General features: G+C 68.8%; 1 protein-coding gene. It reads right to left on the bottom strand.

All coding sequences use genetic code 11. The annotated features are described in order from the left end of the window. Positions 1 to 382: alkaline phosphatase D family protein (locus tag B1722_RS28490; RefSeq protein ID WP_176393390.1), on the bottom strand; the 382-nt coding region annotated here is incomplete at both ends.

The following is a 382-nucleotide window of genomic DNA, read 5'->3' as shown; positions in this document are numbered from 1 at the left end:
GGATTGGTGAGGCCGATCGGCATGTCGCTCGCCATGACCTTCCAGGTCGCGCGGCTCGCCGCGAGACGTGCCTTGACGTCTGCGAGCTGCGCTCCCCCGAGAATTGAGGACCGCTCGTCCAGCGCAGTCTGCCGATTGGCGGAGTTCGGCCCCCGGTAGCTCCGCAGGTCCAGCGCGATGATCTCGACGCTCGGCCCGTACGGAACCGTGCGGTAGATGCGGTCGGGATCCTCGGCAGGCGCTGCGATCGGCTGGTACTCCAGGAACGCACGCCGGGCCCGCGCCGCCAGCAGCGCCGCGCTCTTCACCGTGTAGCGCGCATCCTGGCTGAGGTCCCGCTCCCAGTACCAGTTGTCGCGTACCTCGTGGTCGTCCCACTGTC

The organism is Pseudomonas sp. SCPG-7 (genome assembly GCF_002156405.1).
In the GTDB taxonomy this organism is placed as follows: domain Bacteria; phylum Pseudomonadota; class Gammaproteobacteria; order Pseudomonadales; family Pseudomonadaceae; genus Aquipseudomonas; species Aquipseudomonas parakoreensis.
This window is presented reverse-complemented; position numbering and strand designations above follow the sequence as displayed.